Annotated in this window: 2 protein-coding genes; both read right to left on the reverse strand. The window is 60.5% G+C overall.

The window, feature by feature from the left end:
- Window positions 1-371: ABC transporter permease subunit (locus ASU03_RS20240; protein WP_157465984.1), on the reverse strand; the 371-nt coding region annotated here is incomplete at its 3' end.
- A gap of 12 nt (window positions 372-383) precedes the next feature.
- Window positions 384-920 (reverse strand): amino acid ABC transporter permease (locus ASU03_RS20245; RefSeq protein WP_082627360.1); only part of this gene is annotated, 537 nt, incomplete at its 5' end.

The following is a 920-nucleotide window of genomic DNA, read 5'->3' on the forward strand; positions in this document are numbered from 1 at the left end:
ATGGCCTTGCCGGCCTCCAGTTGCCCACGGTGAATGGCTTGCAGCGCACCGCGCACAATCTCGGCCACCTGGGAGCCGCAAAACAGCGTCAGGCCCAGGGCCCCGCCCTGGAACGCACTGATCTGCCAGCCACGCGCCGGCGCCATGTAGAAACAGGCCAACACCAACACAAACACCGGGGTGCCCCGGATCAGGTCGACGTACAGGCGAAACGGCGCACGCATCCAGAACTTGCCGTAGGTCAGCACCAGCCCGGCGACGATGCCAATCAGGGTGCCGAAGATAATCGCCAGCACCGAGCAATACACGCTGGTCTGGAACCCAGTCCAGAGGGTTTCCCGGGCGATCCACAACTCATGCAGCCAATACATGGAAAACCCCTCTTATCGACGGATCGCCAAACGCTGCTCCAGGTAACGCAGCAGCATGGCGATGAGGTAACAGGCAGCCACATAGAGCGCAGTCGTCACCAGCCAGGTTTCAATCACCCGGTAGCTTTCGACGTTGATCTTGCGGGCGTAATAGGTCAGCTCCGGCACGGCAATCGCGGCCGCCAGGGAGGTGTCCTTGAACAGCGAGATAAAGTTGTTCGACAGGGCCGGCAGCACATTGCGTAGCATTACTGGCACGGTGATATAGGCGCGGATCTGCCACTCACCCAGACCAATCGCCAAGCCTGCCTCGCGCAAGCCCTTGGGAATATTCAACAGGCCGGCACGGAACACTTCGGTCAGGTAGGCGCCGGCGTACAACGACAGGGTGATGATGAACGAGGGGATCTTGTCCAGGCGGATGCCCAGGCTGGGCAAGGCAAAATAGATCAACAGGATCAGCACCAGGATCGGCGTGTTGCGCACCACCGTCACATACACCGAGGCCAGGATGCGTAACGCGCGGTGTTTGGACAGCATGGCAAAGGC

Origin of the sequence: Colwellia sp. TT2012, assembly GCF_001440345.1 — a bacterium.
Lineage (GTDB): Bacteria > Pseudomonadota > Gammaproteobacteria > Enterobacterales > Alteromonadaceae > Colwellia.